This window comes from Ruegeria sp. YS9, from assembly GCF_024628725.1.
GTDB lineage: Bacteria > Pseudomonadota > Alphaproteobacteria > Rhodobacterales > Rhodobacteraceae > Ruegeria > Ruegeria atlantica_C.
This window is the reverse complement of the sequence record NZ_CP102409.1, coordinates 2,741,005-2,764,678: the sequence shown is the minus strand read 5'-3', so window position 1 is coordinate 2,764,678 and position 23,674 is coordinate 2,741,005. Positions and strand designations below refer to the sequence as shown.

Annotated in this window: 25 protein-coding genes; 17 read left to right on the top strand and 8 right to left on the bottom strand. The window is 60.3% G+C overall.

Features of this window, described 5'->3' with window-relative positions; genetic code table 11:
* Nucleotides 1-64 precede the first annotated feature (64 nt).
* Nucleotides 65-1,927: a DNA mismatch repair endonuclease MutL gene (gene mutL, locus NOR97_RS14005; protein ID WP_257599480.1), complete on the top strand. Its 1,863-nt coding sequence runs from the start codon at nt 65-67 to the stop codon at nt 1,925-1,927.
* Nucleotides 1,928-1,984: 57 nt separating this feature from the next.
* On the top strand, nt 1,985-3,214 hold the full coding sequence (locus NOR97_RS14000; RefSeq protein WP_170346664.1) for a DNA recombination protein RmuC: 1,230 nt from the start codon (nt 1,985-1,987) through the stop codon (nt 3,212-3,214).
* Nucleotides 3,215-3,217: 3 nt separating this feature from the next.
* On the opposite strand, the gene NOR97_RS13995 is transcribed toward NOR97_RS14000, so the two are convergent.
* From NOR97_RS13995 to NOR97_RS13985, 3 genes are read right to left on the bottom strand one after another with little or no spacing between them, the layout of a single operon-like run.
* Entirely contained in the window at nt 3,218-3,622 is a 405-nt protein-coding gene (locus NOR97_RS13995; protein ID WP_170346663.1) for a hypothetical protein, read from the bottom strand.
* A 46-nt stretch (nt 3,623-3,668) separates the two neighbouring features.
* On the bottom strand, nt 3,669-4,319 hold the full coding sequence (locus NOR97_RS13990; protein WP_257599479.1) for a ChrR family anti-sigma-E factor: 651 nt from the start codon (nt 4,317-4,319) through the stop codon (nt 3,669-3,671).
* A 10-nt stretch (nt 4,320-4,329) separates the two neighbouring features.
* The gene (locus NOR97_RS13985; RefSeq protein WP_170346661.1) at nt 4,330-4,986 is read right to left on the bottom strand and encodes a sigma-70 family RNA polymerase sigma factor; all 657 of its coding nucleotides are present in this window, start codon (nt 4,984-4,986) and stop codon (nt 4,330-4,332) included.
* Between the two features lie 146 nt (nt 4,987-5,132).
* Here NOR97_RS13985 and NOR97_RS13980 point away from each other — a divergent pair, with 146 nt between their 5' ends.
* The 4 genes from NOR97_RS13980 (at nt 5,133) to NOR97_RS13965 (ending at nt 7,038) form a co-directional block, all read left to right on the top strand.
* On the top strand, nt 5,133-5,951 hold the full coding sequence (locus NOR97_RS13980) for a DUF1365 domain-containing protein (RefSeq protein WP_257599478.1): 819 nt from the start codon (nt 5,133-5,135) through the stop codon (nt 5,949-5,951).
* 41 nt (nt 5,952-5,992) lie between these two features.
* Nucleotides 5,993-6,310 (top strand): DUF3775 domain-containing protein, encoded by a 318-nt coding sequence (locus NOR97_RS13975; protein ID WP_117871872.1) that lies wholly within the window; start codon nt 5,993-5,995, stop codon nt 6,308-6,310.
* A gap of 238 nt (nt 6,311-6,548) precedes the next feature.
* On the top strand, nt 6,549-6,776 hold the full coding sequence (locus NOR97_RS13970) for a DUF1127 domain-containing protein (protein WP_171637256.1): 228 nt from the start codon (nt 6,549-6,551) through the stop codon (nt 6,774-6,776).
* Nucleotides 6,777-6,834: 58 nt separating this feature from the next.
* Nucleotides 6,835-7,038 carry a hypothetical protein gene (locus NOR97_RS13965; RefSeq protein WP_257599476.1) on the top strand — a complete coding sequence of 68 codons (204 nt, stop codon included), beginning with the start codon at nt 6,835-6,837 and terminating at the stop codon, nt 7,036-7,038.
* 90 nt (nt 7,039-7,128) lie between these two features.
* Here the strand turns inward: NOR97_RS13965 and NOR97_RS13960 are convergent, their stop codons facing one another.
* Genes NOR97_RS13960 through NOR97_RS13945 form a run of 4 tightly spaced genes read right to left on the bottom strand, consistent with a single transcriptional unit; the run spans nt 7,129 to nt 10,628 of the window.
* Nucleotides 7,129-8,271, bottom strand: a complete 1,143-nt coding sequence (locus NOR97_RS13960; protein ID WP_257599475.1) for a saccharopine dehydrogenase family protein — start codon at nt 8,269-8,271, stop codon at nt 7,129-7,131.
* Nucleotides 8,272-8,274: 3 nt separating this feature from the next.
* A complete protein-coding gene (locus NOR97_RS13955; protein WP_170346655.1) occupies nt 8,275-9,330 on the bottom strand; it encodes a saccharopine dehydrogenase in 1,056 nt (351 codons plus the stop codon).
* Between the two features lie 14 nt (nt 9,331-9,344).
* Complete coding sequence (locus NOR97_RS13950) at nt 9,345-9,959, bottom strand: glutathione S-transferase family protein (RefSeq protein WP_257599474.1); 615 nt, start codon at nt 9,957-9,959, stop codon at nt 9,345-9,347.
* An 18-nt stretch (nt 9,960-9,977) separates the two neighbouring features.
* A complete protein-coding gene (locus tag NOR97_RS13945; RefSeq protein WP_257599473.1) occupies nt 9,978-10,628 on the bottom strand; it encodes a histidine phosphatase family protein in 651 nt (216 codons plus the stop codon).
* Between the two features lie 136 nt (nt 10,629-10,764).
* On the opposite strand from NOR97_RS13945, the gene NOR97_RS13940 reads away from it, so the two are divergent.
* The 11 genes from NOR97_RS13940 to NOR97_RS13890 all read left to right on the top strand — a co-directional run bounded on the left by NOR97_RS13940 (nt 10,765) and on the right by NOR97_RS13890 (nt 22,592).
* The gene (locus NOR97_RS13940) at nt 10,765-11,952 is read left to right on the top strand and encodes a Zn-dependent hydrolase (RefSeq protein ID WP_257599472.1); all 1,188 of its coding nucleotides are present in this window, start codon (nt 10,765-10,767) and stop codon (nt 11,950-11,952) included.
* A 287-nt stretch (nt 11,953-12,239) separates the two neighbouring features.
* Entirely contained in the window at nt 12,240-13,337 is a 1,098-nt protein-coding gene (gene gcvT, locus NOR97_RS13935) for a glycine cleavage system aminomethyltransferase GcvT (protein WP_257600876.1), read from the top strand.
* Between the two features lie 17 nt (nt 13,338-13,354).
* Nucleotides 13,355-13,720 carry a glycine cleavage system protein GcvH gene (gene gcvH, locus NOR97_RS13930; RefSeq protein WP_170345522.1) on the top strand — a complete coding sequence of 122 codons (366 nt, stop codon included), beginning with the start codon at nt 13,355-13,357 and terminating at the stop codon, nt 13,718-13,720.
* A 114-nt stretch (nt 13,721-13,834) separates the two neighbouring features.
* Nucleotides 13,835-16,690 carry an aminomethyl-transferring glycine dehydrogenase gene (gene gcvP / locus NOR97_RS13925; protein WP_257600875.1) on the top strand — a complete coding sequence of 952 codons (2,856 nt, stop codon included), beginning with the start codon at nt 13,835-13,837 and terminating at the stop codon, nt 16,688-16,690.
* 195 nt (nt 16,691-16,885) lie between these two features.
* A complete protein-coding gene (locus NOR97_RS13920) occupies nt 16,886-18,040 on the top strand; it encodes a phosphoserine transaminase (protein ID WP_257599471.1) in 1,155 nt (384 codons plus the stop codon).
* Between the two features lie 64 nt (nt 18,041-18,104).
* A complete protein-coding gene (serA, locus tag NOR97_RS13915; protein ID WP_257599470.1) occupies nt 18,105-19,700 on the top strand; it encodes a phosphoglycerate dehydrogenase in 1,596 nt (531 codons plus the stop codon).
* A gap of 118 nt (nt 19,701-19,818) precedes the next feature.
* Nucleotides 19,819-20,547, top strand: coding sequence for a metallophosphoesterase (locus NOR97_RS13910; protein WP_257599469.1), 729 nt, complete (start codon nt 19,819-19,821; stop codon nt 20,545-20,547).
* A gap of 35 nt (nt 20,548-20,582) precedes the next feature.
* Nucleotides 20,583-21,461 carry a phosphoserine phosphatase SerB gene (gene serB, locus NOR97_RS13905; RefSeq protein WP_257599468.1) on the top strand — a complete coding sequence of 293 codons (879 nt, stop codon included), beginning with the start codon at nt 20,583-20,585 and terminating at the stop codon, nt 21,459-21,461.
* A gap of 42 nt (nt 21,462-21,503) precedes the next feature.
* The gene (locus tag NOR97_RS13900) at nt 21,504-21,833 is read left to right on the top strand and encodes a helix-turn-helix transcriptional regulator (RefSeq protein WP_117872947.1); all 330 of its coding nucleotides are present in this window, start codon (nt 21,504-21,506) and stop codon (nt 21,831-21,833) included.
* Nucleotides 21,821-22,249: an SRPBCC domain-containing protein gene (locus NOR97_RS13895; protein ID WP_257599467.1), complete on the top strand. Its 429-nt coding sequence runs from the start codon at nt 21,821-21,823 to the stop codon at nt 22,247-22,249. Before NOR97_RS13900 ends, NOR97_RS13895 begins: the two co-directional genes overlap by 13 nt.
* A gap of 22 nt (nt 22,250-22,271) precedes the next feature.
* Nucleotides 22,272-22,592 (top strand): YciI family protein, encoded by a 321-nt coding sequence (locus NOR97_RS13890; protein ID WP_170345529.1) that lies wholly within the window; start codon nt 22,272-22,274, stop codon nt 22,590-22,592.
* Nucleotides 22,593-22,597: 5 nt separating this feature from the next.
* On the opposite strand, the gene NOR97_RS13885 is transcribed toward NOR97_RS13890, so the two are convergent.
* On the bottom strand, nt 22,598-23,596 hold the full coding sequence (locus tag NOR97_RS13885) for an asparaginase (protein ID WP_170345530.1): 999 nt from the start codon (nt 23,594-23,596) through the stop codon (nt 22,598-22,600).
* Between the last annotated feature and the right edge of the window lie 78 nt (nt 23,597-23,674).

Here is a 23,674-nt window from a genome sequence, read left to right as displayed (position 1 = left end):
TCTTCCAAAAAGTGCGGTTCAAACCGGTGGCAGAATCGTGCGCGGCTATGCTAGGTATAGGGGTATGGCGCAGGCAAACCCCAATATCGGCGAAAAACGCCCCGTGATTAAGCAGCTCGACGATGCCGCAATCAACCGCATCGCGGCTGGTGAGGTGGTGGAACGACCGGCCTCGGCGGTCAAGGAACTGGTCGAGAATGCAATCGATGCGGGGGCTACGCGGATTGCAATCGATATCGCTGATGGCGGCAAGACCCTGATCCGCGTCACGGATGATGGCTGCGGTATCGCGGCGGAAGATCTGCCGCTGGCCTTGTCCCGCCATGCCACGTCAAAGATTGACGGCTCGGACCTGCTGAACATCCACACTTTTGGTTTTCGGGGCGAGGCGCTGCCGTCCTTGGGCGCCGTCGGACGCCTGACCATAACCAGCCGTGTGCCGGGCGCGGATGCGGCGCAGATCCACGTTGCGGGCGGTAAGATGGATGCGGTCAAACCTGCCGCCCTGCGCGCGGGCACGGTGGTCGAGTTGCGCGATCTGTTTTACGCCACGCCAGCCCGTCTGAAATTCATGCGCACGGACCGGGCCGAGGCGCAGGCGATCACCGACATAGTGAAACGGCTGGCCATGGCAGAACCTTCTGTGACCTTCACCCTGCGCGATGTGTCCGGTGGCGGCGAAGGCCGTGTGACATTCCGCGCGGATCGCGAGAACGGTGACCTTTTCGACGCGCTCCACGCTCGTCTGGCCCGCGTGATCGGGCGCGAGTTCGCCGAAAACGCCCTGCGGATCGATGCCACGCGTGAGGGCATCCGGCTCTATGGCTATGCTGCCCTGCCGACCTATTCCCGGGGCGCTGCGGTGGCACAGTACCTTTTCGTCAACGGACGTCCTGTGCGCGACAAGATGCTGACTGGCGCGCTGCGGGCGGCCTATTTCGACTTCCTGAGCCGGGATCGCCACCCGGCGGCAGCTCTGTTCATCGACTGCGACCCCACGCTGGTTGACGTGAACGTCCACCCTGCGAAATCCGAGGTTCGGTTCCGGGATCCCGGTGTCGCGCGGGGGCTGATCGTGTCCAGCCTGCGCCATGCTTTGGCCGAGGCCGGGCACAGGGCGTCCTCGACCGTTGCCAATGCGACACTGGGCGCAATGCGACCGGAACCCGCACAGCCTGCTCCGGCGCGGGTTTATCAGATGGATCGCCCGTCCTCTGCCGCGCGCACGGCGGCGTATCGCGCACAGGCACCGGGATTTGCGGAACTGGCCAATGACGACAGCGGCAGCTTTGTCGAGCCGACCCCGGTTGCACAGGTCGCCGAGTTGCACGAGCCTCAGGCGCAGGATCTGCCGCTTGGTGCTGCTCGCGGGCAGGTGCACGAGAATTACATCATAGCCCAGACCGCCGATGGCATGGTGATCGTAGATCAGCATGCTGCACATGAACGGCTGGTTTATGAAAAACTGAAAACGCAGATGGCCGAGAATGGCGTCGCGGCGCAGGCCCTGCTGATTCCGGAAATCGTGGAATTGTCGGAAGGGGATTGCACCCGCCTGATGGCCGTCGCAGATGACTTGACGCGCCTTGGCCTGACCATCGAACCTTTCGGCGGAAGCGCCATTGCCGTACGCGAAACCCCCGCCATTCTGGGCGAAGTCGATGCGCGCGCGATGATCCTCGATATTCTGGATGAACTTGCTGATCAGGGCGAAAGCCAGATGGTGCAGTCAAGGATCGAGGCGATCCTCAGCCGGGTGGCCTGTCATGGGTCGATCCGATCCGGCCGTCGGATGCGGGCCGAAGAGATGAATGCCCTGCTGCGCGAGATGGAGGCGACGCCGCATTCCGGCCAGTGCAACCATGGGCGACCAACCTATGTGGAACTTAAGCTCAGCGATATCGAACGCCTGTTCGGACGCAGTTGATTTGGTTTCAAACACGGCTTAAGAAGATAGAAACAAAACGAGAACAAACTGAACCCCATGATCCAGATTGCAGGCACTGAGATAGCGTTGAATGATCCCGTGATTCTGACCGTGGGTGGTGTGGTGGCGTTGATTCTGCTGCTGCTGTTCCTGTCGTTGCGGGCGGCCAACCGCTCGGCCCGGATGGCGGAACCTCTGGCGCGGCAGATGGCGCATCTGGGTCAGCACGTCCAGCAACTGGGCCAGGGCCAGGAACAGTTGCGCGGCGGCCTTCAGCATGTCTCGGACACTCAGGCCAACGCGCAGATGCAGGTGATTCAGACGGTCGAGGCGCGGTTGGCTTCGGTCCAGCAACAGATGAATGACCGGCTGGCGGACAATGCGATGAAATCGGCGCGTGCACTGGCCGAGATGCAGGAACGGATGAAAGAGACGTTGCATGGCTCGTCGAAACAGACGGCGACCTCGCTGACCCAGTTGCAGGAACGTCTGGCCGCCATCGACAAGGCACAGGACAATATCACCAAACTGTCGGGTGACGTGCTGTCATTGCAGGATATCCTGTCGAACAAACAGCGACGCGGGATGTTTGGTGAGATTCAGCTGAACGATATCGTATCCAAGGCGCTGCCCGCTGACAGCTATTCACTGCAAGCCACCTTGTCGAATGGCAAGCGGGCGGATTGCCTGATCCATCTACCGAACCCGCCGGGACCGATCGTGATCGACGCCAAATTCCCGCTCGAGGATTTCGAAGCACTTGCTGCCGCGCAGACCAAGGAGGACGTTGAAAGATGCCTGCGCGCATTCGGCGCTGCGGTGAAAGTGCATATCAAGGCGATTTCCGAGAAGTATATTCTGGATGGGGAAACCGCCGATGGTGCTTTGATGTTTGTGCCGTCCGAGGCGATCTATGCCGAGCTGCACGCCCGCCTGCCCGATGTTGTGCGCGAAGGGTTCGCCGCGCGAGTCTGGATCGTGTCACCCACCACATGCATGGCCACGTTGAATACCATGCGGGCGATCCTGAAAGATGCGCGTATGCGCGAACAGGCCGGTGCAATCCGCAAAGAGTTGGGGCTGCTGCACAAGGATGTGGACCGACTGGGTGATCGCGTCTCGAACCTGGATCGTCATTTCGGGCAGGCGGCCAAGGATATCTCGGAAATCAAGATCAGCGCCGAAAAGGCTGGCCGACGTGCGCAGCGTCTGGACAATTTCGACTTTGAAGAAATCGAGACCAAGGCCGAAACCGGCGTTGTGCCCCTTGCTCGACACGAAGGTTGAAATCTACTGGATGGACAGGTCCAGATTGTACCCCACGGTTTTACCGGTATCCCTGTCATTGCCCATCAGATAGACGCGGATTGTATAGTCACCATCGTCGGGCAGGGTGATCCGGGCCGTATTGCCGTCAATCGACCCGTTGTAGATCGCCACACCATCGCTGCCCGGCGGCAGGATGTTGAAATAGATCACGCCATTACCATTGGTGTCGCTGACCTGAAGATCGGCAAACATCTCCTGTCCGGCTTTGGCGCCAAGCGTATAGTCGAAGTACGCATCTCCTGAGATGGTCCCACTGACCATCGTTCCATAATTGCCGGGCTGAAACTGAACCTCGGCCGACATTTGGGCCGAGACGACGGGCGCGACTGCAACGAGAAGGACGGATACAAGAAGTCTTCCGAACATGATCATTCCTTTCAAAACACGCCGTACGCGGGCCTCGTAGGCAAACTCAGATGCGCAGGAAGGGTTGGAACAGGCGCGGCATCAACTTGGTGAATTTCAACGGTGCATCGGTAACCGCCAGGCAAATGCAGTCTTCCGAAATGTCCGCCACGGGCGTGTGTTCCAGATCCTCATCCGCGATCTCGACGTCGCCACGGGCGAAGCGATCCACTTCGTCCGAGAATGCGCCCTGAAGCACCATCGTCAATTCTATCCCGTTGTGGCCATGATCTGGTACAGCCGTTCCGGCGGGAATGAACAACAACCGGGCCGAGGCCTCGCTTGTGGTTGGCAGGATGGCTTGCTTTACGCCCATGCCGATCGGTTTCCAGCGGATATCTGAAACCGTACCGCCGACATAATCCTGCAACGGGGCCGGCAATACCGGGCAGTTCGGACGCGCCGGCTTGGCCGCTGGCGCGCCTTTGGAGATCAACGCCATAGTCGCGGCCAGAGATGTATCACTCATGGCGATGGAGTCCGTCTGTTCCTCCAGAACATGCCCGCCCACGGCATCGTAGCTTTCCGCCCGCGCACGGCAATGGTCGCACAGCGACAGGTGCGTCGCGACCATCAGGTCGAAGGCTTCGGGCAGATTGCCTGCGGCATATGCCATCAGCAGGTCATCTGTCAGGTGATGTTTGATCGATTTACTCATCGTACTCATCTCAGTTCATCGCATGGCGCAAGCGGTCCAGCGCCAGCCTGATTCGTGATTTGATCGTTCCCAGGGGCAACCCGGTCTGAGACGCAATTTCCCGATGACTCAGATCACCGAAATACGCCTTTTCGATCAGCTCTCTCTGCGCGTCCGGCAACGCTGTCAAAGCGGTGCGCAGCTGCGCGGTTTCCTGTTGCAGCATGATGACATCGTCCTGTTCAGGCTCGGCCTCGGGACCCCACCACAGTTCTTCGGGTTCGGGGCGGCGTTGCTTTCGCAGAACGTCAATGCGCTTGTTCCGAGCGATGGTGAACACCCAGGTGGCCACCGTTGCCCGCGTCGGGTCGAACAGATGGGCTTTGTGCCACAAGGTCGCCATCACCTCCTGGGCGCACTCCTCAGCCATCGTGGCGTCTGATCCTGACTTCATCAGGAACGCCTTGATTCGTGGCGCGAAATGCTGGAACAGTTCGGCAAAAGCCGCCTGATCCTGCGCGTCGCGGATGCGCCTGACGTGATCCACCCATTCGGTTCTCGTCTCGCGCCTGCCGTTTCTTCCGTTCACCCGTCTACCCTTGATGCATTTCTTTTCGCGCCGAGGCTGAAGGACGGCCGGTTCAGCCGCAGGTTCGTCCAAGGTCACGGTATCAATCTCGGTAAACATAACCTCATTACGGCGCGTTCCCCAAGCCGGATCACTTTATCGGGACATTATGATCCAAATTGTGCAAATTGCCGTATCAGAATTACTAGCATCTGAAGGAAATCAGTGCAGTTCAAGGCGTTTACGGGAAGGCTAGAAAGCAGCGGATGCCGCAGGAAATAGACCATATCGCGGGTCATACCTATCACGGGCGCAAGGGTGCGATTGAAAATGCATTCCGATACTCGGTAGATTACATCCTGCTGGATCCCGAAGCAGAGCTGAACACCCCTTTGCTGTTTTCGGTTGATCGCGCAAACGTCACGAACTGGCGTACCAGAGATCATGGGGGAGAGCCAGGTCGGGGCGAAGGCGCGCTTTGGCTACGTGCGCGATTTGATGAAATGTCGGTGCAACAACCGGCGCGTTTCAAGTTGTTGACGCAACCCCGTGTTTTGGGGCACGTTTTCAATCCAGTCAGTTTTTGGTTCTGTTTTAATGACAGCGATCACCTGTATGCCGTGGTGGCCGAGGTCACCAATACCTATGGCACCCGTCACAGTTACCTGTGTCACAAACCTGATTTCTCGGTCATCGAACCGACTGACAGGGTGGTGGCGGACAAGCTGATGCATGTCTCACCGTTTCAGAAAATCGAAGGCAGCTATACGTTTCGCTTCGACTATCGCCCGGATCGGGTCGGTGTCTGGATTGATTACGGCCGCGCTGATGGTGGGCTGATCGCGACGCTGACCGGACCGCGGCAACCCCTGACCAACCGGGTGATCCTGTGGTCCTTGCTGCGGCGACCATTCGGCGCCCGGAGAACCTTTGCACTGATCGTCTGGCAGGCTTTCAGGCTGTGGTTGAAAAAAGCAACCTTTCGCCCGTTTCGCAGGCAACCGGTACCGGACGAACCTGTTTCGCGGGCGCGGCACGAGGGCCGTTGTTTGCGTAAGATCAAAGACTCGGCTGGTGTTCGGTGATTGTGATGGCATGACAACCGCGAACACGAGGAACATGATCCATGTTGGAAATATCGGCAAGAAAGGTCGCTCAGATTGCCATGATGGGGCGCGAGCTGAACCGGGCAGAAGGTGAAATGCGCGCCTTCATTGAACGTATGAGCGAAGACGAGCAAGCCGAACTGGTTGCCATCATGTGGATCGGCCGCGAAAGCTTTTTCGCCGAGGATCTGGCCGAAGCGATTGCCACTGCCAAGGCCGAGGCCTCGACCCCCTGTGCCGACTACCTGATCGGCACTCCGCACATGTCAGACCACCTTGAGAACGGTCTGGACGCGCTGGGGATATCAGCCGAGGACGTTGAAAACGATCTGATGTGACCTGCCTGCAAAGGGGCGGTTTCTGCGACGGGTCGATATTCGCGTTATCTTGATCCGCCACTGAAAAGACATGTCGCGGGCCTGGATCGAAGTTTGCGATTAACGCGCCGGTCCAGCCCGAACTTTCCCTCCAATACAGTCTTAACAAACCTTAATGAACCGGTTTGGCAACGTTAAGGCAGCCTTCCCAAATCTGATGTCATGAAGACAAAGACATTGAGTTCAGGAGGAGAAAGACATGGCACATACACAAACATTCGAAGGCCGGGGTGGCCTGCTTGACGGTCTGTTTTCAAACTATGCAGAAGCAAAGGTCGAGCATTTCCGCCGCCGGATTTTTTCGAAAACCGTGCGGGATCTGGAAAAGCTTGATGACGTACAACTGGCCGACATCGGCATCCAGCGGGATCAGATCAAAAGACGCGCATATGAAAGTGTGTATCACAACAAGCCATACCGGCAGTGATCAAGCATTCAGCGTGAACTGAGACAATCCCCAAAAGCCTGTCAGCGAGGTTACCAGAATGTTCGACGCCATACCGCCCACCAATGAACCGGCTCCGGCTGTCAGCGCGCTTTTGCTGTTCGACCGTGCCATGCGAATCCGTTCGATCAGCCCTGATATTGTCCGCGCAGCCCAGCATCTGAATGCTTTGACCGATCATCAGTTGTCCGAGCTGGGTATCAACCGCAGTGATATCGAAGATACCATCCAGCGGTATATCTGAAGGCCGGGTGAGGGAAACCCGAACGAGGACAACATGCGTAATGTAGAACAATGAAAGCCATTCCAGACAGTCTGGAATGGCTTTTTGCATTCAGGCCGTATGATCGACGATTTGCAGATGCTGGGCCAGCTTGTCGATTTCAGCCATCCATCCCTGCACCAGCTTTGGATCGCTCGGGGCCGCGTGAACTCCGGCCGGGATGGCGCGGTTCAATACGGCCTCGACGGCAAGTGAGACCGGAATCGACACCAGACGCGCCATTGCCGTGCCACGCTCGTCGCCCCAAGCATCCATGACATAGGTCTTGTGCCAGACGGGGATGCCGTCTTTCTCGGCCTTCAACCCCACGCACAACACAACGCGATCAGGCTCGCCTTCGTCATAGGCGTTTTCCTCCCAGAACTGGTCCGACATCTCTTTCAGGCGCGCATCCCCTTCCGGGCCGGACAGGGTTTCGATCTCGGTGAACACATCCGACCATGCGTCGGCCCAGCCGTTCAAGCGCAGGGTGCCGCGGACGAATTCCTTGACCGGCCAGTGATCCTCGAAATGGTACTGCGCCATGAAGGGAATCGAGTCGCGGTTCGGGTAGACCTCGAAGCTTTCCGGTGTCGGCAGCGGAGCGATGTAGCTGCTGATCGCATCCCAGGGGCGGGCAACGTCCAGTGGCGCGTAATCGCGGATCGATTTCGACGGCGACCGCAGCGCTTTCAAAACGCCCAGCGGCGACCAGCTGAATTTATAGCGGAATGGGTTGGGGTTCTTGGGAATGCCGCCGCAATAGGAAATGAAGCTCAGGTGGTTTTCCGGGTCGAACGCATCCGAGCCGCGGTAGTCGTCGATCAGGGCATGTGCCATCAGGTGATCGATGCCCGGGTCCAGCCCGACCTCATTGACCAGTGCGACACCGGCCTCGCGCGCCTTGTCATCCAGCGCGCGCATCTCGGGCGCGATATACGAGGACGAGACGAAATTGGCCTGTTTCGAAATCGCCAGTTCCGCCAGCGGCACATGCCAGTCGCCCGGCAGCATCGAGACGATCACATCGCCCTTCTCCAATACGGCGCCAAGCGCGTCGATGTCGAAGGCGCGGATGTCGTCGGTCAGGTCTCCGACCTCGGCCCTGGCCTTTTCGATTGTCCGGTTCCAGACGGTGACCTTATGGCCACCTTCGATCAGGCGACGCAGGCCGGGAATGGCCGAGAGGCCGGTGCCACACCAATGAATGGTCATCGTTCAGAGTCCTTCAATATGCGTTTTGTAAGTTGCTTCTGCCCGACCCCAGACACCGCTGTCCAGATCGGTCAGGGTCAGCAAGGACGGCAGAAGTTGCGCCGCGTAGTCTTCCGAGCTTTCGACCGGCAGCATCGACGGCAGGTTGTCGATCGCCATCACGTCCATCACCGGGTCGGTGGCCACGCGCAGGGCGGGTTCTTCCCATGTGGTGGCGCGGTCATAGACGGGCACCGGGTTGTAGTCGCTGTCAGGGTCGCAGGCCACATCGCCGATGGCGGTCAGCTTGCGCGGGGCGGTCAACGCCTCGCGCGGGACAAAGACCGGAGTGCCGGGCCGCGCGAAGATGCAGTTCAGGAACAGATCATGGTCAAGGATTTCGGGGAACGGTCCGCCGCTGGCTGTCTCGGCCATGTCCCATTTGGTGACTGCGACGCCCATTGCCTCACACAGGTCTGCGGCACCGGTGCCCACACGGCCCAAAGCTCCGATGACGATGGCGCGGGGGCGGGGCGCGCCGGTGGCGTCCAATTCTGCCAGAAGTTCGGCGTTCAGCGCGTCCTTGCCGGGATAGACGCCGACGGGGCCGCAGATCTCGCCGCGTTGCTGCGCCGCCCAGGTCTTGAGCGTCACCGCCGCGCCCGCGTAGCCTGCCCAATAGCCGAATGCCGCGACCCGGCGACCATCCTCATCCACGAGGTATTCCAGATCATAAAGCGTGCCGCCGCCCGCCTTGAACCGTTCCAGCAGAGCCCGACCCGAATGCTGGCCCTTGAAGGCATGGCCGAACATGATGTGGCGGTGGGGCAGGGGCGTGCCGTCTTCGGGCAGTTCCTTGAGGCCGAAGATGATCGCGTCCAGCGGGGCCTCGGGCCAGGAATTCTCGGGCGCGATCTCGCAGCCTGCGTCCTTGTAGCCGTCCAGTGGAATGGCGCGGGCATGGCTTTCCTCGACCGTCACGCGGATGCCGGCCGCGATCAGTGCGGCGGCGCCTTCCGGTGTCAGACCAACCCGTTCTTCGTTCGGGCGCTGTTCTGCCCGGACCCAGAGATGTGTCATCTTACTTCCTTTTGTCAGAGCATTCCGGCGGCCCGCACCGCCTGAACCGAAGGGCGTGCCTCCATCGCCTCACGGAAGGCGACGATTTTGGGAAAGGCCGAAACGTCCACGCCATCGCCTTCCAGCCAGCTGCACACCACGAACAGGTAAGCATCGGCCAGCGAGAACGCCTCGCCCAGCACGAATGGTCCACGCAGGCTGTTCGACGAGATATAATCGCATGATGCGGTCATCGTCTGCGCGACCTTGTCTTTCATGTCTTTCCAGCTGGATTTCCTGTCGGCCCAGCGGTGCCCGCGCAATTTGTGCGCGTGGTTCACATGCATGGTCGACGCAAGGTAGAACATCACTTCACGCATCCGGGCCGCCATCACCGGATCAGCCGGCACCAGCCCGGCCTCGGGGGCCCTGGCAGCGATAAATTCCAGCAATGCCCCGGTCTCGGTCAGGATGCCGCCATCCACCACCAGCGCCGGAACGCGGCCTTTGGGGTTTATTTGCTTGTAAGCTGGTTTCGTCTGTTCACCCCCGGCGAAGTCGAGCTTGACCGCTTCGTATTCCAGCCCGGCCTCTTCCAGTGCGATCGCAACAGCGACCGAGATGGTTCGGGGTGCATAGTAAAGCTGCATCAGGCGTCTCCGGTCTGGTTACAGGTGGGTCTGCGCGAACTGCCGATCAGGGGCTTCCAGATGCGGAACGGCGTTGAAAAGAACCGGGCTCAGCTGAGCACCAATCGGATGCAGACGATGCATCGACGTGTTCATGATCGCAAGGGCCACCCGTGCCATTGACGGTATATCCAACCCCATCGCCTGACGCACCACCATCGAAATCAACCCGCCCGAGGTCACGACAATGGCCGGTCCGCCCTCGGTTCCGATCTCGTGCAGCGCGTCACGCACGCGCGTCTCGAATTCTTCGAAGGTTTCCGGCGGGTTCTCGATTTCGCCGTTGGCCCAGGCCGCAAAGGTTTTGGGCAGATGTTCGACGAAACCTTCGCGGTCCGTGGGGATCGCAACACCGTGTTGGTCCTCGAACAGTTGCGCCAGCGTGAAATACTCGATCTCGTTCAGTCGCACGTCACGAATTGGATTGGGCAAGTCCATACTGGCCGCCGTCTCGGCGTGGCGGGTCAGGGTCCCGCAATAGACCCGGGTATAGTGGGTGCGGGTACTACGCAGATGCGCCCCCAGCCAGCGCGCCTGCTGATGCCCCAAGTCGCTGAGCCTGTCGTAACTTGCCTCGTCTCGCGCCGTTGTGTTCGCCTGCCCGTGACGCACCAATGTGATATGTGACATGTCGGTCCCTCTTGCGCCGAAGTCTTAGGGCAGGTTCCCCTCCTGTGCCAGAGGGGTTTCACGCCTGTCGAAAAAAACCTCGCCCCTTTTCTGTTTCTGGCTATGGTTCGCCCCGTACAAGCCTTCGGAGGGGTTTATGACCGTCGATCACACGCGTTTTCTGACCGACCTGCATAAATTGCGTGAATTCGGTGCCTCGGGTGTGGGCAAGGGGGTTGTCCGCCCCGCCTATTCCGACGCGGATATCGCCGCGCGCCAGTGGCTTGCCGGACGTATGCGCGAAGCAGGCCTGACCCCGCAGTTTGACCCGGTGGGAAACCTGTTCGGATTAGCGTCCGGTCCTTCGCTGCTGATGGGATCACATTCCGACAGTCAGCCCGAAGGCGGTTGGCTGGACGGCGCCCTTGGCGTCATTGCCGCGCTGGAAATCGCACGTTCCAGCGAACGGCCCGTTTCGGTCGTCAGCTTTCAGGACGAAGAGGGGCGGTTTGGTGTGACAACCGGTTCTGCTGTCTGGTCGGGCGGGGTGTCTCTGGAAAAAGCCGATGTGTTGATGGATGGGGCCGGTGTCAGCTTTGGCCAGGCCCGATCCTCCATGGCAGACTTGTCCCGGGGCTTCGTGGACCCGTCCCGTTTCAACGGCTTCATAGAGATGCATATCGAACAGGGCCCCTCTCTGGACGCGTCCAGAGACCAGATCGGAGTCGTCACCGATATCGTTGGCATCCGCGATATGCCGATCACCTTCGAAGGTCAGCAGAACCACGCCGGCACCACCCCCATGCACATGCGCCGCGACGCATTTCAGGCCCTGTCCCTGTTCAACACCCGGCTCAATGAGCGGTTTCGCAATGTTGTCACCCCGCAGACGGTCTGGACCATCGGGCGGGTCGACCTGCATCCAAACGCATCGTCCATCGTACCGGGACGGGTTCGGTTCTCGATGCAATGGCGCGATGCTGATGCAGACCGTTTGGCCCGGATGGAGGAAATCATTCGGGCGACGGCACAAGAAACCGCTGAGCAAATGGGGATGAGCCTGGATTACGGTCCCATGCTGGGGCTGGATCCCGTCGCCATGGATCAAACCTTGCGCCGCGCTCTTGAACGCGGTGCGGAACAGGTTGCACCGGGTCGGTGGCGCAGAATGCCTTCGGGGGCCTTGCACGATGCCACCAACGTGTCGCGCCTGATGCCGGTCGCGATGCTGTTCACGCCCTCGATCGACGGAATCAGCCATGATTTTGCAGAAGATACGGCAGAGGCCGATTTGATTGCGGGGCTCGAAGTTCTGGTGCGTGCCGTACGGTCCCTCTCTGTCTAAACGCCACTTTGCAACAAAAAATTGCGAGGAAGGTGTGGCATGGACGGTGAAATCCTTCCCTCCGGCATCCGGCAGGACGCCGGGAATTTTACGTGATGGAAACGAGGGTTGTTGCCTAACGGAAAAAAGTTTCCTATAGGAACATTCATGATGCATGCGTCTGTATACCGCCCCTTCTTCGGATCGGTGTTTCACTAAAAACCGGGTGGAATCATTGCATTCTATGCGGCTTGGGGCAGACTGACGGTTATGCATTTTGACCTTTGGATAATCGGAAGTTGGACCGGATCATGACCACACCGAAGCGCACGCCCTTGTATGACCTTCACGTCGAGCTTGGCGGCAAGATGGTTGATTTTGCTGGGTGGGAGATGCCTGTTCAGTATCCTTTGGGGATCATGGGAGAGCATAAGCAGTGCCGGGAGAAGGCGGCGTTGTTTGATGTGTCTCACATGGGTCAGGTGATCCTGCGCGGCGAGAATGTGGGTGAGAAGCTGGAAGCTTTGTGCCCGCAGGCATATGCGACGCTGAAGGAGGGCAAGGCGCGCTACGGGTTCTTTACCAATGCCGAAGGCGGGATCATGGACGATCTGATCGTGTCGAATGCGGGGGATCACTACTTCGTGGTGGTGAACGCGGCGCTGCGCCATCAGGACATTCCGCATATGCGTGAGCACCTTGAAGGCGTCGACGTGACCGAGATCTTCGACCGCGCGCTGGTTGCTGTGCAGGGTCCCAAGGCCGAGGATGTGGTGGGCGCACTCTGCCCCGCGGCCCGCGAGTTGAAGTTCATGGAAACCACCCTGGCCGATATCAACGGCGTCGAATGCCGCATCTCGCGGCTGGGCTATACCGGCGAGGACGGGTACGAGATCTCGATCCCCGAGGAAAAGGCGATCGAGATCACACGGGCTTTCCTGGCGCATGAGGATTGCGAAGCGGCGGGTCTGGGCGCACGCGACAGCCTGCGGCTCGAGGCGGGGCTGTGCCTGTATGGCAATGACATCGACCAGAGCACCTCGCCGATTGAGGCCTCGTTGGCCTGGGCGATCCAGAAGCGCCGCAAGGAGGAAGGTGGTTTCCCGGGTGCGGAGCGTATCCAGCGCGAACTGGCCGAAGGCGCATCGCGCAAGCTGGTGGGCATCAAGCCCGACGGCCGCGCGCCGGCGCGTCAGGGCGTGGAAGTGCAATGCCTTGAGGGCAACAGGATCGGCCAGATCACCTCGGGCAGCTTTGGCCCCACGGTCGGAGGCCCGATCGCGATGGGCTATGTGTCCGCGGGCCATGGCGCGCCGGGCGAGAAGGTGAACCTGATCATCCGGGGCAAGGCACAACCGGCGCAGATCGTGGCGCTGCCCTTCGTCAAACAGAATTACAAGCGTTGAAGTCAGGAGAGAGAGACATGGCAACCTATTATTCCGAAGAGCATGAATGGCTGACCGTCGAGGGCGATACCGCCACGCTGGGCATCACCAAGCACGCGGCTGAACAGCTGGGTGAAGTGGTCTTCGTCGAGCAGCAGGAAGTGGGCGACGAGTTCGAGAAAGACGGCGAGATCGGCGTGATCGAATCCGTCAAGGCCGCGTCCGAGCTTTATGCTCCGGTCGATGGCGAGATCGTCGAAGTGAACGAGGCGCTGGCCGACAACCCCGGCGCGCTGAACGAAGACCCCGAAGGCGAAGCTTGGATCTACAAGGTCAAGATTGCGGACGCATCGCAGCTTGAGGACCTGATGGACGAGGCCGGATACAAAGCCTTCATCGGCTAACCCAAACCCGAAGCCCCGCCTTTGGGGCTCCACCGCTTCATCTTTTTCCAAATACTCCCGCCGGAGGCTCCCGTAGTCTCCGCCGGCCCTGACCTATCCGTGAGGAGCGCTGCAATGGCCTTCAAACTGACCGACTACGAAGCCTATGACTTCGCCAACCGCCGCCACATTGGCCCGTCGCCCACCGAGATGCGCGACATGCTCAAGGTGATCGGCTTCAAGACGCTGGACGAGCTGATCGACGCCACCGTCCCCCCGGCGATCCGGCAGAAACAGCCGCTGGACTGGGGGCCGGCGATGACGGAACGCGATGCGCTGTTCCATATGAAACAGGTGGCGGGCAAGAACAAGGTTCTGACCTCGCTGATCGGTCAGGGCTATTACGGCACCACCACGCCGGCGCCGATTCTGCGCAACATCCTGGAAAACCCGGCCTGGTACACCGCCTACACGCCCTATCAGCCCGAGATCAGCCAGGGCCGGCTCGAGGCGCTCTTGAACTTCCAGACCATGGTCAGCGACCTGACCGGGCTGGACGTGGCCAACGCGTCCCTGCTGGACGAGGCGACCGCGGCGGCCGAGGCGATGGCGATGGCCAAGCGCGGCGGCCGGTCCAAGGCCAACAACGCGGCCTTCTTCGTGGACAAGAATTGCCACCCGCAGACCATCGCGGTGATCAAGACGCGCGCCGAGCCTCTGGGCATCGACGTGCAGGTCGCCGACCCGGATCAGCTGGACGCGGGCGCGGTATTCGGCGCGATCTTCCAGTATCCGGGCACCTATGGCCATGTGCGCGACTTCACCGCCGAAATCGCGGCGCTGCACGAACACAAAGCCATCGCCATCGTCGCCGCCGACATCCTGTCGCTGGCGCTGCTGAAATCCCCGGGCGAGATGGGCGCGGATATCGCCATCGGCTCGACCCAGCGCTTTGGCGTGCCGATGGGCTATGGCGGGCCCCATGCTGCCTATATGGCGACCACCGACAAGCTGAAACGCTCGATGCCGGGCCGGATCATCGGTGTGTCCATCGACAGCCGCGGCAACAAGGCCTACCGCCTGTCGTTGCAGACCCGCGAGCAGCATATCCGCCGCGAGAAGGCGAACTCGAACGTCTGCACCGCGCAGGCGCTGCTGGCGGTGATTGCCTCGATGTATGCGGTCTATCACGGCCCCGACGGCATCAAGGCCATCGCGCAATCGGTGCACCGCAAGACCTCGCGCCTGGCCGCCGGCCTGGAAGAGGCGGGCTTCTCGGTCGAACCCGAGGTGTTCTTCGACACCATCACGGTCGAGGTCGGCCATCTGCAGAAGACGGTGATGGAGGCCGCCGTGGCGCGTGGCGTCAACCTGCGCAAGGTCGGTGACACGAAAGTGGGCATCAGCCTGGACGAGCAGACCCGCCCCGAGACCATCGAGGCGGTCTGGGGCGCCTTCGGCATCGACCGCAAGGATGACAGCTCGAACAAGCAGTACCGCCTGCCCGATTATGCGCTGCGTGAAAGCGAATATCTGACCCACCCGATCTTCCACAAGAACCGGGCCGAGGCCGAGATCACCCGCTATATGCGCCGTCTGGCCGACCGCGACCTGGCGCTGGACCGGGCGATGATCCCGCTGGGGTCCTGCACCATGAAGCTGAACGCCACGATCGAGATGATCCCAGTCACCTGGCCCGAGTTCAGCAACCTGCACCCGTTCTGCCCGGAAGATCAGGCGCAGGGCTATCACGAGATGATCGCCGATCTGAACGACAAGCTGTGCCAGATCACCGGTTATGACGCGATCTCCCAGCAGCCCAACTCGGGCGCGCAGGGGGAATATGCGGGCCTCTTGACCATCCGCAACTATCACTTCGCCCGTGGGCAGGGTCAGCGCAATGTCTGCCTGATCCCGACCTCGGCGCACGGGACCAACCCGGCCTCGGCCCAGATGGTGGGCTGGCAGGTCGTGCCGGTGCAGGCGGATGAGAACGGCAATATCGATGTCGCCGACTTCCGCGCCAAGGCGGAAAAGCACTCCGATCATCTGGCCGCCTGCATGATCACCTACCCGTCCACCCATGGCGTGTTCGAGACCACCGTGCAGGAGGTCTGCCAGATCACCCATGACCACGGCGGTCAGGTCTATATCGACGGCGCCAACATGAACGCCATGGTCGGCCTGTCGCGCCCCGGTGACATCGGCGGAGATGTCAGCCACCTGAACCTGCACAAGACCTTCTGCATCCCGCATGGCGGCGGCGGCCCCGGCATGGGCCCGATCGGCGTCAAGGCGCATCTGACCGAGCACCTGCCCGGCCACCCGGAATACGGCACCGCCGTGGGCCCGGTCTCGGCGGCGCCCTTCGGCTCGCCCTCGATCCTGCCCGTGTCCTGGGCCTATGTGCTGCTGATGGGTGGCGCGGGGCTGACGCAGGCCACAAAAGTGGCGATCCTGAACGCCAACTACATCGCGGCGCGGCTCAAGGATGCCTATCCGATCCTTTACACCTCGGAAACGGGGCGGGTGGCGCATGAATGCATCCTCGACACCCGTCCGCTGGACGCCGAGGCGCATGTCACCGTGGATGACATCGCCAAGCGCCTGGTCGATTCAGGCTTCCACGCGCCGACGATGAGCTGGCCGGTGGCCGGCACCCTGATGGTGGAGCCCACGGAATCGGAACCCATGGCCGAACTGGACCGTTTCTGCGACGCCATGCTGTCGATCCGGGCGGAAGCGCAGGACATCATCGACGGAAAGATCGATGCGGACAACAATCCGCTGAAAAACGCCCCACACACGGTGCGCGATCTGGTCGGCGACTGGGACCGCCCCTACACCCGCGAACAGGCCTGCTTCCCGCCGGGCTCCATGGGCGTCGACAAATACTGGTCCCCCGTCAACCGCGTCGACAACGCATACGGCGACCGAAACCTCGTCTGCACATGCCCCCCAATGGACGCATACCAAGACGCCGCGGAATAACATCAAAAAACCCCGCCGAATTTCGGCGGGGTTTTTCGCCAATCGGAAACTCCTGTTCTGATTTGAGCCCTTTTTGGATGTCGTTTTCACTCAACGAAGCGTCTTTTCCGCTTGCTGCGGGCGCGAAGGACCCATAGCCCTGTGCGTGGGACACCCCTCCCCAACGAGGGGCGTGTATCTGGAAGGGTAATACACATGACGATCGAACAACCGGCGACGCGGCCGGCAAATCCGCGTTTTTCTTCGGGCCCCTGCGCCAAACCCCCCACATTTGATCTGACCAAACTGGCCGATGCCGCCCTGGGGCGTTCGCACCGTGCCGCTGTTGGCAAGGACAAGCTGAAAGCGGCGATCGAGGGCACGCGCGAGATCTTGGGTATTCCAGCTGATTACAGGATCGGCATTGTTCCTGCGTCTGACACGGGCGCGGTCGAAATGGCGCTGTGGTCGTTGCTGGGCGAACGCAAGGTCGAGATGCTGGCGTGGGAGAGCTTTGGGTCCGGTTGGGTGACCGACGTAGTCAAGCAGCTGAAGATCGACGCCGAGGTGAAGACCGCCGACTACGGACAGATCGTGGATCTGACATCGGTCGATTTCGCCAATGACGTCGTCTTCACTTGGAATGGCACCACCTCGGGCGTGCGCGTGCCGAACGGCGACTGGATCGCCGATGATCGTCAGGGTCTGACGATTTGTGATGCGACCTCGGCTGCCTTTGCGATGGACCTGCCCTGGGACAAGCTGGATGTGACCACTTTCAGCTGGCAGAAAGTTCTGGGGGGTGAGGCTGCGCATGGGATGCTGATCCTGTCGCCCCGTGCTGTTGAGCACCTGGAGAGCTACACGCCGGCATGGCCGCTGCCCAAGATTTTCCGCCTGACCAAGGGTGGCAAGCTGATCGAAGGTATCTTCACGGGGGCGACGATCAACACGCCGTCAATGCTGGCGGTTGAGGATTATCTGTTTGCACTGGATTGGGCCCGCTCGGTCGGTGGTCTGAAGGGCCTTGTTGCCCGTGCGAACGCCAATGCCGGTGCCGTGCATGCGTTCTGCGACCAGAACGACTGGATCGAAAACCTGGCCGAAGACGCTTCGACGCGGTCGAACACATCCGTCTGTCTGAAATTCACAGATGCCCGTATTCAGGACGGCGCAAGCTTTGCCAAGGCCGTGGCCAAACGGCTGGAAGCCGAAAATGTCGCGCTGGATATCGGGGCCTATCGTGACGCGCCTGCGGGCTTGCGGATCTGGTGCGGCGGTACGGTCGAGACCTCGGATATCGAAGCGATGCTGCCTTGGCTGACATGGGCTTTTGAGGCCGAAATCGCGGCGCAAACAGAAGCCGCCTGATCGCATCCCATCTTCACCGGGCCGCATCGGCCCGGACTTCTCATTGCATTCAAGGACCACAGACATGGCTCCCAAAGTACTCGTTTCCGACAAACTCAGCGAAACTGCCGTTCAGATTTTCCGTGATCGCGGCATCGACGTGGATTTCATGCCCGATCTGGGCAAGGACAAGGACAAATTGGCCGAGGTGATCGGCCAGTATGACGGTCTTGCCATCCGCTCGGCCACCAAGGTCACGCCGACCATTCTGGAAAAAGCCGACAAGCTGAAGGTGATCGGCCGGGCCGGAATCGGCACTGACAACATCGACAAGGAAGCGGCGTCGAAAAAAGGTGTGATCGTGATGAACACGCCATTCGGCAACATGATCACCACCGCCGAACACGCCATTGCGATGATGTTTGCCGTGGCGCGACAGATCCCCGAGGCCTCGACTTCGACCCATGCGGGCAAGTGGGAAAAGTCCAAGTTCATGGGGATCGAGCTGACGAACAAGACGCTCGGTGTCATTGGTGCGGGCAACATCGGCGGCATCGTGTGCGAGCGCGCGCTTGGCCTGAAGATGAAAGTCATCGCCTATGATCCCTATCTGGGCGAAGAAAAAGCCGCCAAGATGGGCGTCGAAAAGGTTGAACTGGACGAGTTGCTGTCCCGCGCCGACTTCATCACCCTGCACGTACCGCTGACGGATCAGACCCGCAATATTCTGAACCGCGAGAACCTCGCCAAAACCAAGAAGGGCGTGCGCATCATCAACTGCGCTCGTGGTGGTCTGGTTGATGAGGAGGCTTTGGCAGAGGCGTTGCAATCCGGTCACGTTGCCGGTGCCGCGTTCGACGTGTTCAGTGAAGAACCCGCCAAGGACAACCCCTTGTTCAACCTGCCCAACGTGGTCTGCACGCCACATCTTGGTGCAGCAACAACTGAAGCGCAGGAGAACGTGGCGCTGCAAGTGGCCGAGCAGATCTCGAACTATCTGCTGACAGGTGCGGTCGAGAACGCTTTGAACATGCCCAGTGTGACGGCGGAAGAAGCCAAGGTGATGGGGCCGTGGATCAAGCTGGCCGGCCATCTCGGCAGCTTCATCGGCCAGATGACCGATGAGCCGGTCAAGGCGATCAATATCCTGTACGATGGTGTTGCCGCTGAAATGAACCTGGCGGCGTTGAACTGCGCCGTGGTCGCCGGGATCATGAAAAAGTTCAACCCCGAGGTGAACATGGTGTCGGCCCCGGTTGTCGCCAAAGAGCGTGGGATCAAGATATCGACCACCAATCAGGACAAATCGGGTGCCTTCGAAGGCTATATCAAAGTCACCGTTGTGACCGACAAGCGCGAACGTTCCATCGGTGGCACCGTGTTCAGCGACGGCAAACCGCGCTTCATCCAGATCAAGGGTATCAATATCGATGCCGAGGTCGGTGCCCATATGCTCTACACCACCAACGAAGACGTGCCGGGCATCATCGGTGCTCTGGGGCGGACCATGGGTGAGAACAACGTCAACATCGCGAACTTTACTCTGGGTCGATCCGAGGCCGGCGGTGAAGCGATTGCGTTGCTTTATGTTGACGAACCGGTTCCGGCTGAGGCACGCGCCAAGCTGGCGGAAACGGGTCTGTTCACACAGATCAAGCCGTTGGAGTTTGATGTCACCTGACGAGGCCTGTTGAGTTTGAGAAACAGTGCAGGACCCGGATGATCGAATACCCGGGTCCTGTGTTTTCTCAGGCTGTAATATGCGGCACAAGCGAGCTGACCCTACCGTCGGAGGATCTATGACACAGCCTGTCTACGTTATTGGTGATCTGCACGGGCAGGTGGCCGAGCTGGAACGCGCGCTGTCTCTGATCCAGGGCGATGGCGGCCCGGATGCCCAGATCGTGTTTCTGGGGGATTACGTGGATCGCGGACCGGACAGTCGCGGGCTGGTCGAGCGTCTGATTGCCGGGCGCGATGCGGGCCTGAACTGGATCACTCTGCTGGGCAATCACGATCGCATGTTCGCCTGGTTCATGGAGGATACGCCGCGTCACGATCCACATTTGCTTGTAGGATATCACTGGCTGCATGAAAGGCTGGGTGGGGTCGAGACCCTGCGCAGCTATGGTGTTGAATTCGAAGGCCAGATTCGTCTGGAAGACCTGCATCGGATGGCGCAGGCGGCGGTGCCGAAATCGCACCGGACCTTTCTGCGCGATCTGGTTCTGATGCATCAGACGCCCGAGCTTGCCTTTGTTCACGCAGGCATTCGCCCGGGCGTGCCGCTCAACGCGCAGCGCGCCAACGATCTGGTCTGGATCAGGCAGGATTTCCATGCCCATCCGGGCCCGCATCCCAAGCTGATCGTGCATGGCCATACCCCGGTGGATCAGGCAACGCATTATGGCAATCGCGTCAATCTGGACACTGGCGCCGGATACGGACGCCCGGTGGGTGTCGCGGTGTTCGAAGGGCAGACCTGCTGGGAATTGACCGATCAGGGCCGTTTACCGTTGACCCCTTAAGTCACCCCTTTCGGGTAGGACACTGGAGATTGAATATGTATGTCGCCACTTTGCTGACCAATCCGGCAGCGCCGTCGCTGGACAGCGCATTGGCTGAGTCCTTGCGCAATGCCTGGGGCGGTGGAGAGGTCCTCTGGCTCAACCCGGATGAGGCGGCAGAGTTCGAGTTGAACGCCATCCCCGACAATCGCTGGGACGTTTGGGCAGACCTGCAAGGGATGGGGGTGGACCTGATCGTGCAACCTTCGCAAGGACGGCGCAAACAGATGCTGCTGGCCGATATGGACAGCACGATGATCCAGCAGGAATGCATCGACGAGCTGGCGGATGAGGCCGGCGTTGGCGACCGGGTCAAGGACATAACGGCCCGCGCCATGAACGGAGAGCTTGATTTCGAAGGTGCCCTGATCGAGCGGGTTGGTTTGCTGAAGCATCTGGATGAAAGCGTCATCGGCAAAGTGTTGCGGGAACGGATCACCCTTATGCCCGGAGGCAGGGAATTGCTGGCGACGATGCGGGCAAACGGGGCCTATACAGCGTTGGTGTCCGGTGGCTTTACGGCCTTTACCGCGCGGGTGGCAGAGCTGTTGGGATTCGATGAAAACCGTGCCAACACTTTGCTGGCGGAAGATGGCAAGCTGACCGGAGACGTCGCGCGTCCTATTCTGGGGCGTCAGGCCAAGATCGAAGCGCTCGAGCAGATTACGGCCCGGCTTGGCCTGTCGGAAAGTGACGTGATCGCCGTGGGTGACGGGGCCAATGACCTTGGCATGCTTGGCCGGGCCGGGGCCGGGGTTGCCCTTCACGCCAAGCCGTCCGTGGCCGCACAATGTGATGTGCGGGTGAATCACGGCGACCTGACGGCGCTGCTTTACCTGCAAGGCTATAGCCGCGCCGATTTTGTGGGCGGCTGATCAGGGCTATCTTTTATTTAACATTTGTGTTAAATAATGGGTATGAGCACACTTCTGACCACGTTTTCCGCTTTGTCCGATGCCACCCGGTTCTCGATTGTCGAGCAATTGATGGAGCAGGGCGAACTGCCTGCCGGTGATCTGATCGAAGGGCGCGGCATGTCCGGCGCCGCGATTTCGCGCCACCTCAAGGTGTTGCGCGAGGCCGGGTTGGTGCAGCAGCGTGTGCAAGGCACACAGCGGATGTATTCCATCCGATCCGAAGGGTTGCGGGCGATTGCCGACTGGACGATTTCCAAGCGGCAATTCTGGGAAGGCAGCCTCGACCGTCTGAGCGATATTATCGAAAGGGAGAATTCATGGCCGACCTGAAACTGGAACGGGAATTCCCCGTCAGTCCCGAAGAACTGTTTGCGTGGATCAGTGATGGTTCCAAGCTGTTGCAATGGTGGGGCCCCGAGGGGATGCACGTGCCGGACCACAACCTGGATTTCTCACGCACCGGCCCTTGGTATTCGGTGATGGAGAATAGCGAGGGCCAGCAATACAAGGTCTCGGGCCACGTCACGCATGTCGACCCGCCGAAGTCGGTGGGTTTTACATGGGGTTGGCATGACGATCAGGATCAACGCGGTGCCGAAAGCCATGTGACCCTTTCCGTTGCCGCAACCGAAAACGGTGCCCGCCTTGTGCTGGACCACCGGGAACTGGCCGATGCCGAAGCAGCCGCGAACCACAATCAGGGTTGGACGTCTTCGCTGCGCAAACTCGAAGCACTTTGCAAATAGATATTCATCAGGGAGGAGAGATATGCCCCAATTTTTGTTTGTCTATCATGGGGGTCACACCCCGACCGACCCCGCCGAGATCGAGGCGACCATGGCCGCCTGGGGGGCTTGGTTTCAAAACATGGGCGACGCCCTCGATATCCCCGGAAACCCGGTTGGGCAGTCTTACACCGTCAGCAACAATGGCGTGGTCGATAACGGCGGCGCAAACCCGGCCTCGGGCTTCACGGTGATCAAGGCTGACAATATCGACGCTGCGACCGAGATGGCCAAGGGCTGCCCGATGGTCGTCAACGGCACAGGCTCGGTTGAAGTGGCCGAAATCCACGAAATCGAGATGTAAGGGCCTTAGTCGGGGAAACCCGTCGCAGGTTTGATCACGCCGCATTCCAGCCCGCGACGGCTGTATTGCGTGGCGTTCATGAATTTGCGGGTGGCCGGGTGATCGGCCTCCAGCACGCCAAGGCTTACCAGTATCGCGGCAATTGCGCATTCACTGGCGCGGGTGGTGCCATCGGTGATCTTCAGCGCAACGCCCATGCGTTTTTCCGGGATGATGGCCACGAACACGGCCTCGGCCCCGGTCTTGATGGCCACACGTCCGTTCATCGCGCGCATCAGTTCGGTGCAGGCCCGGGTCTCACCGGCAACAAGTTCCGGGTGTTTCACCATCGCGGCCACCAGCTGAGCTGCCGCGTCACTGGAGCGATCAGACCTGTCCGAAGCGCTGGCAAACCATGCCATCGACCGCGCCAGACCCGCCAGAGATGTGGCGAAATTCGGGGCAGAACAGCCATCGATGCCGTATGCCGGGCTGGTCTCGCCCGTCGTTTCTTCGATGGCAGACAGACAGGCCTGTTGTACCGGGTGATCAATCTCAAGATACTCCGGACCTGCGCCCATATGCTGGCCCAGAGTCAGAAAGCCACAATGCTTGCCGGAACAATTGTTGTGGATCTGGCAAGGCGTATCGTCCGCCAGGATCAGCCGGTCCCGTGCGGCCGTGTCGGCGGGCTCTTGTGGGCCGCACCGCAGATCGTGCTCGTTCAACCCCAGATGGTCCAGCCACGCCGTCACGCGATCCGTGTGGATCGCCGCACCGTTATGCGAGGCGCAGGCCAATGCCAGGTGCTCGCTGGTCAGCCCGTATTTCGCCGCCGCCCCCGATGTGACCAACGGAAGCGCTTGGATCATCTTGGCGGATGACCGCGGGTATATGACGGATTGCGGGTCACCCCAACTGCGCACGATCTGGCCCGTATCATCGCAAACAACCGCATGACCCAGATGCAGACTTTCCAGCAGTGCACCGCGCCAAAGTTCTGTCATGGGTACGGGCTGCGTCATCTGGACCTCCGAAATTTATGCGCAAAATTCTGCCAATCGCCCTTTCGCCTGTGGCGAAACCTGCGTTAGTGTGTGTAT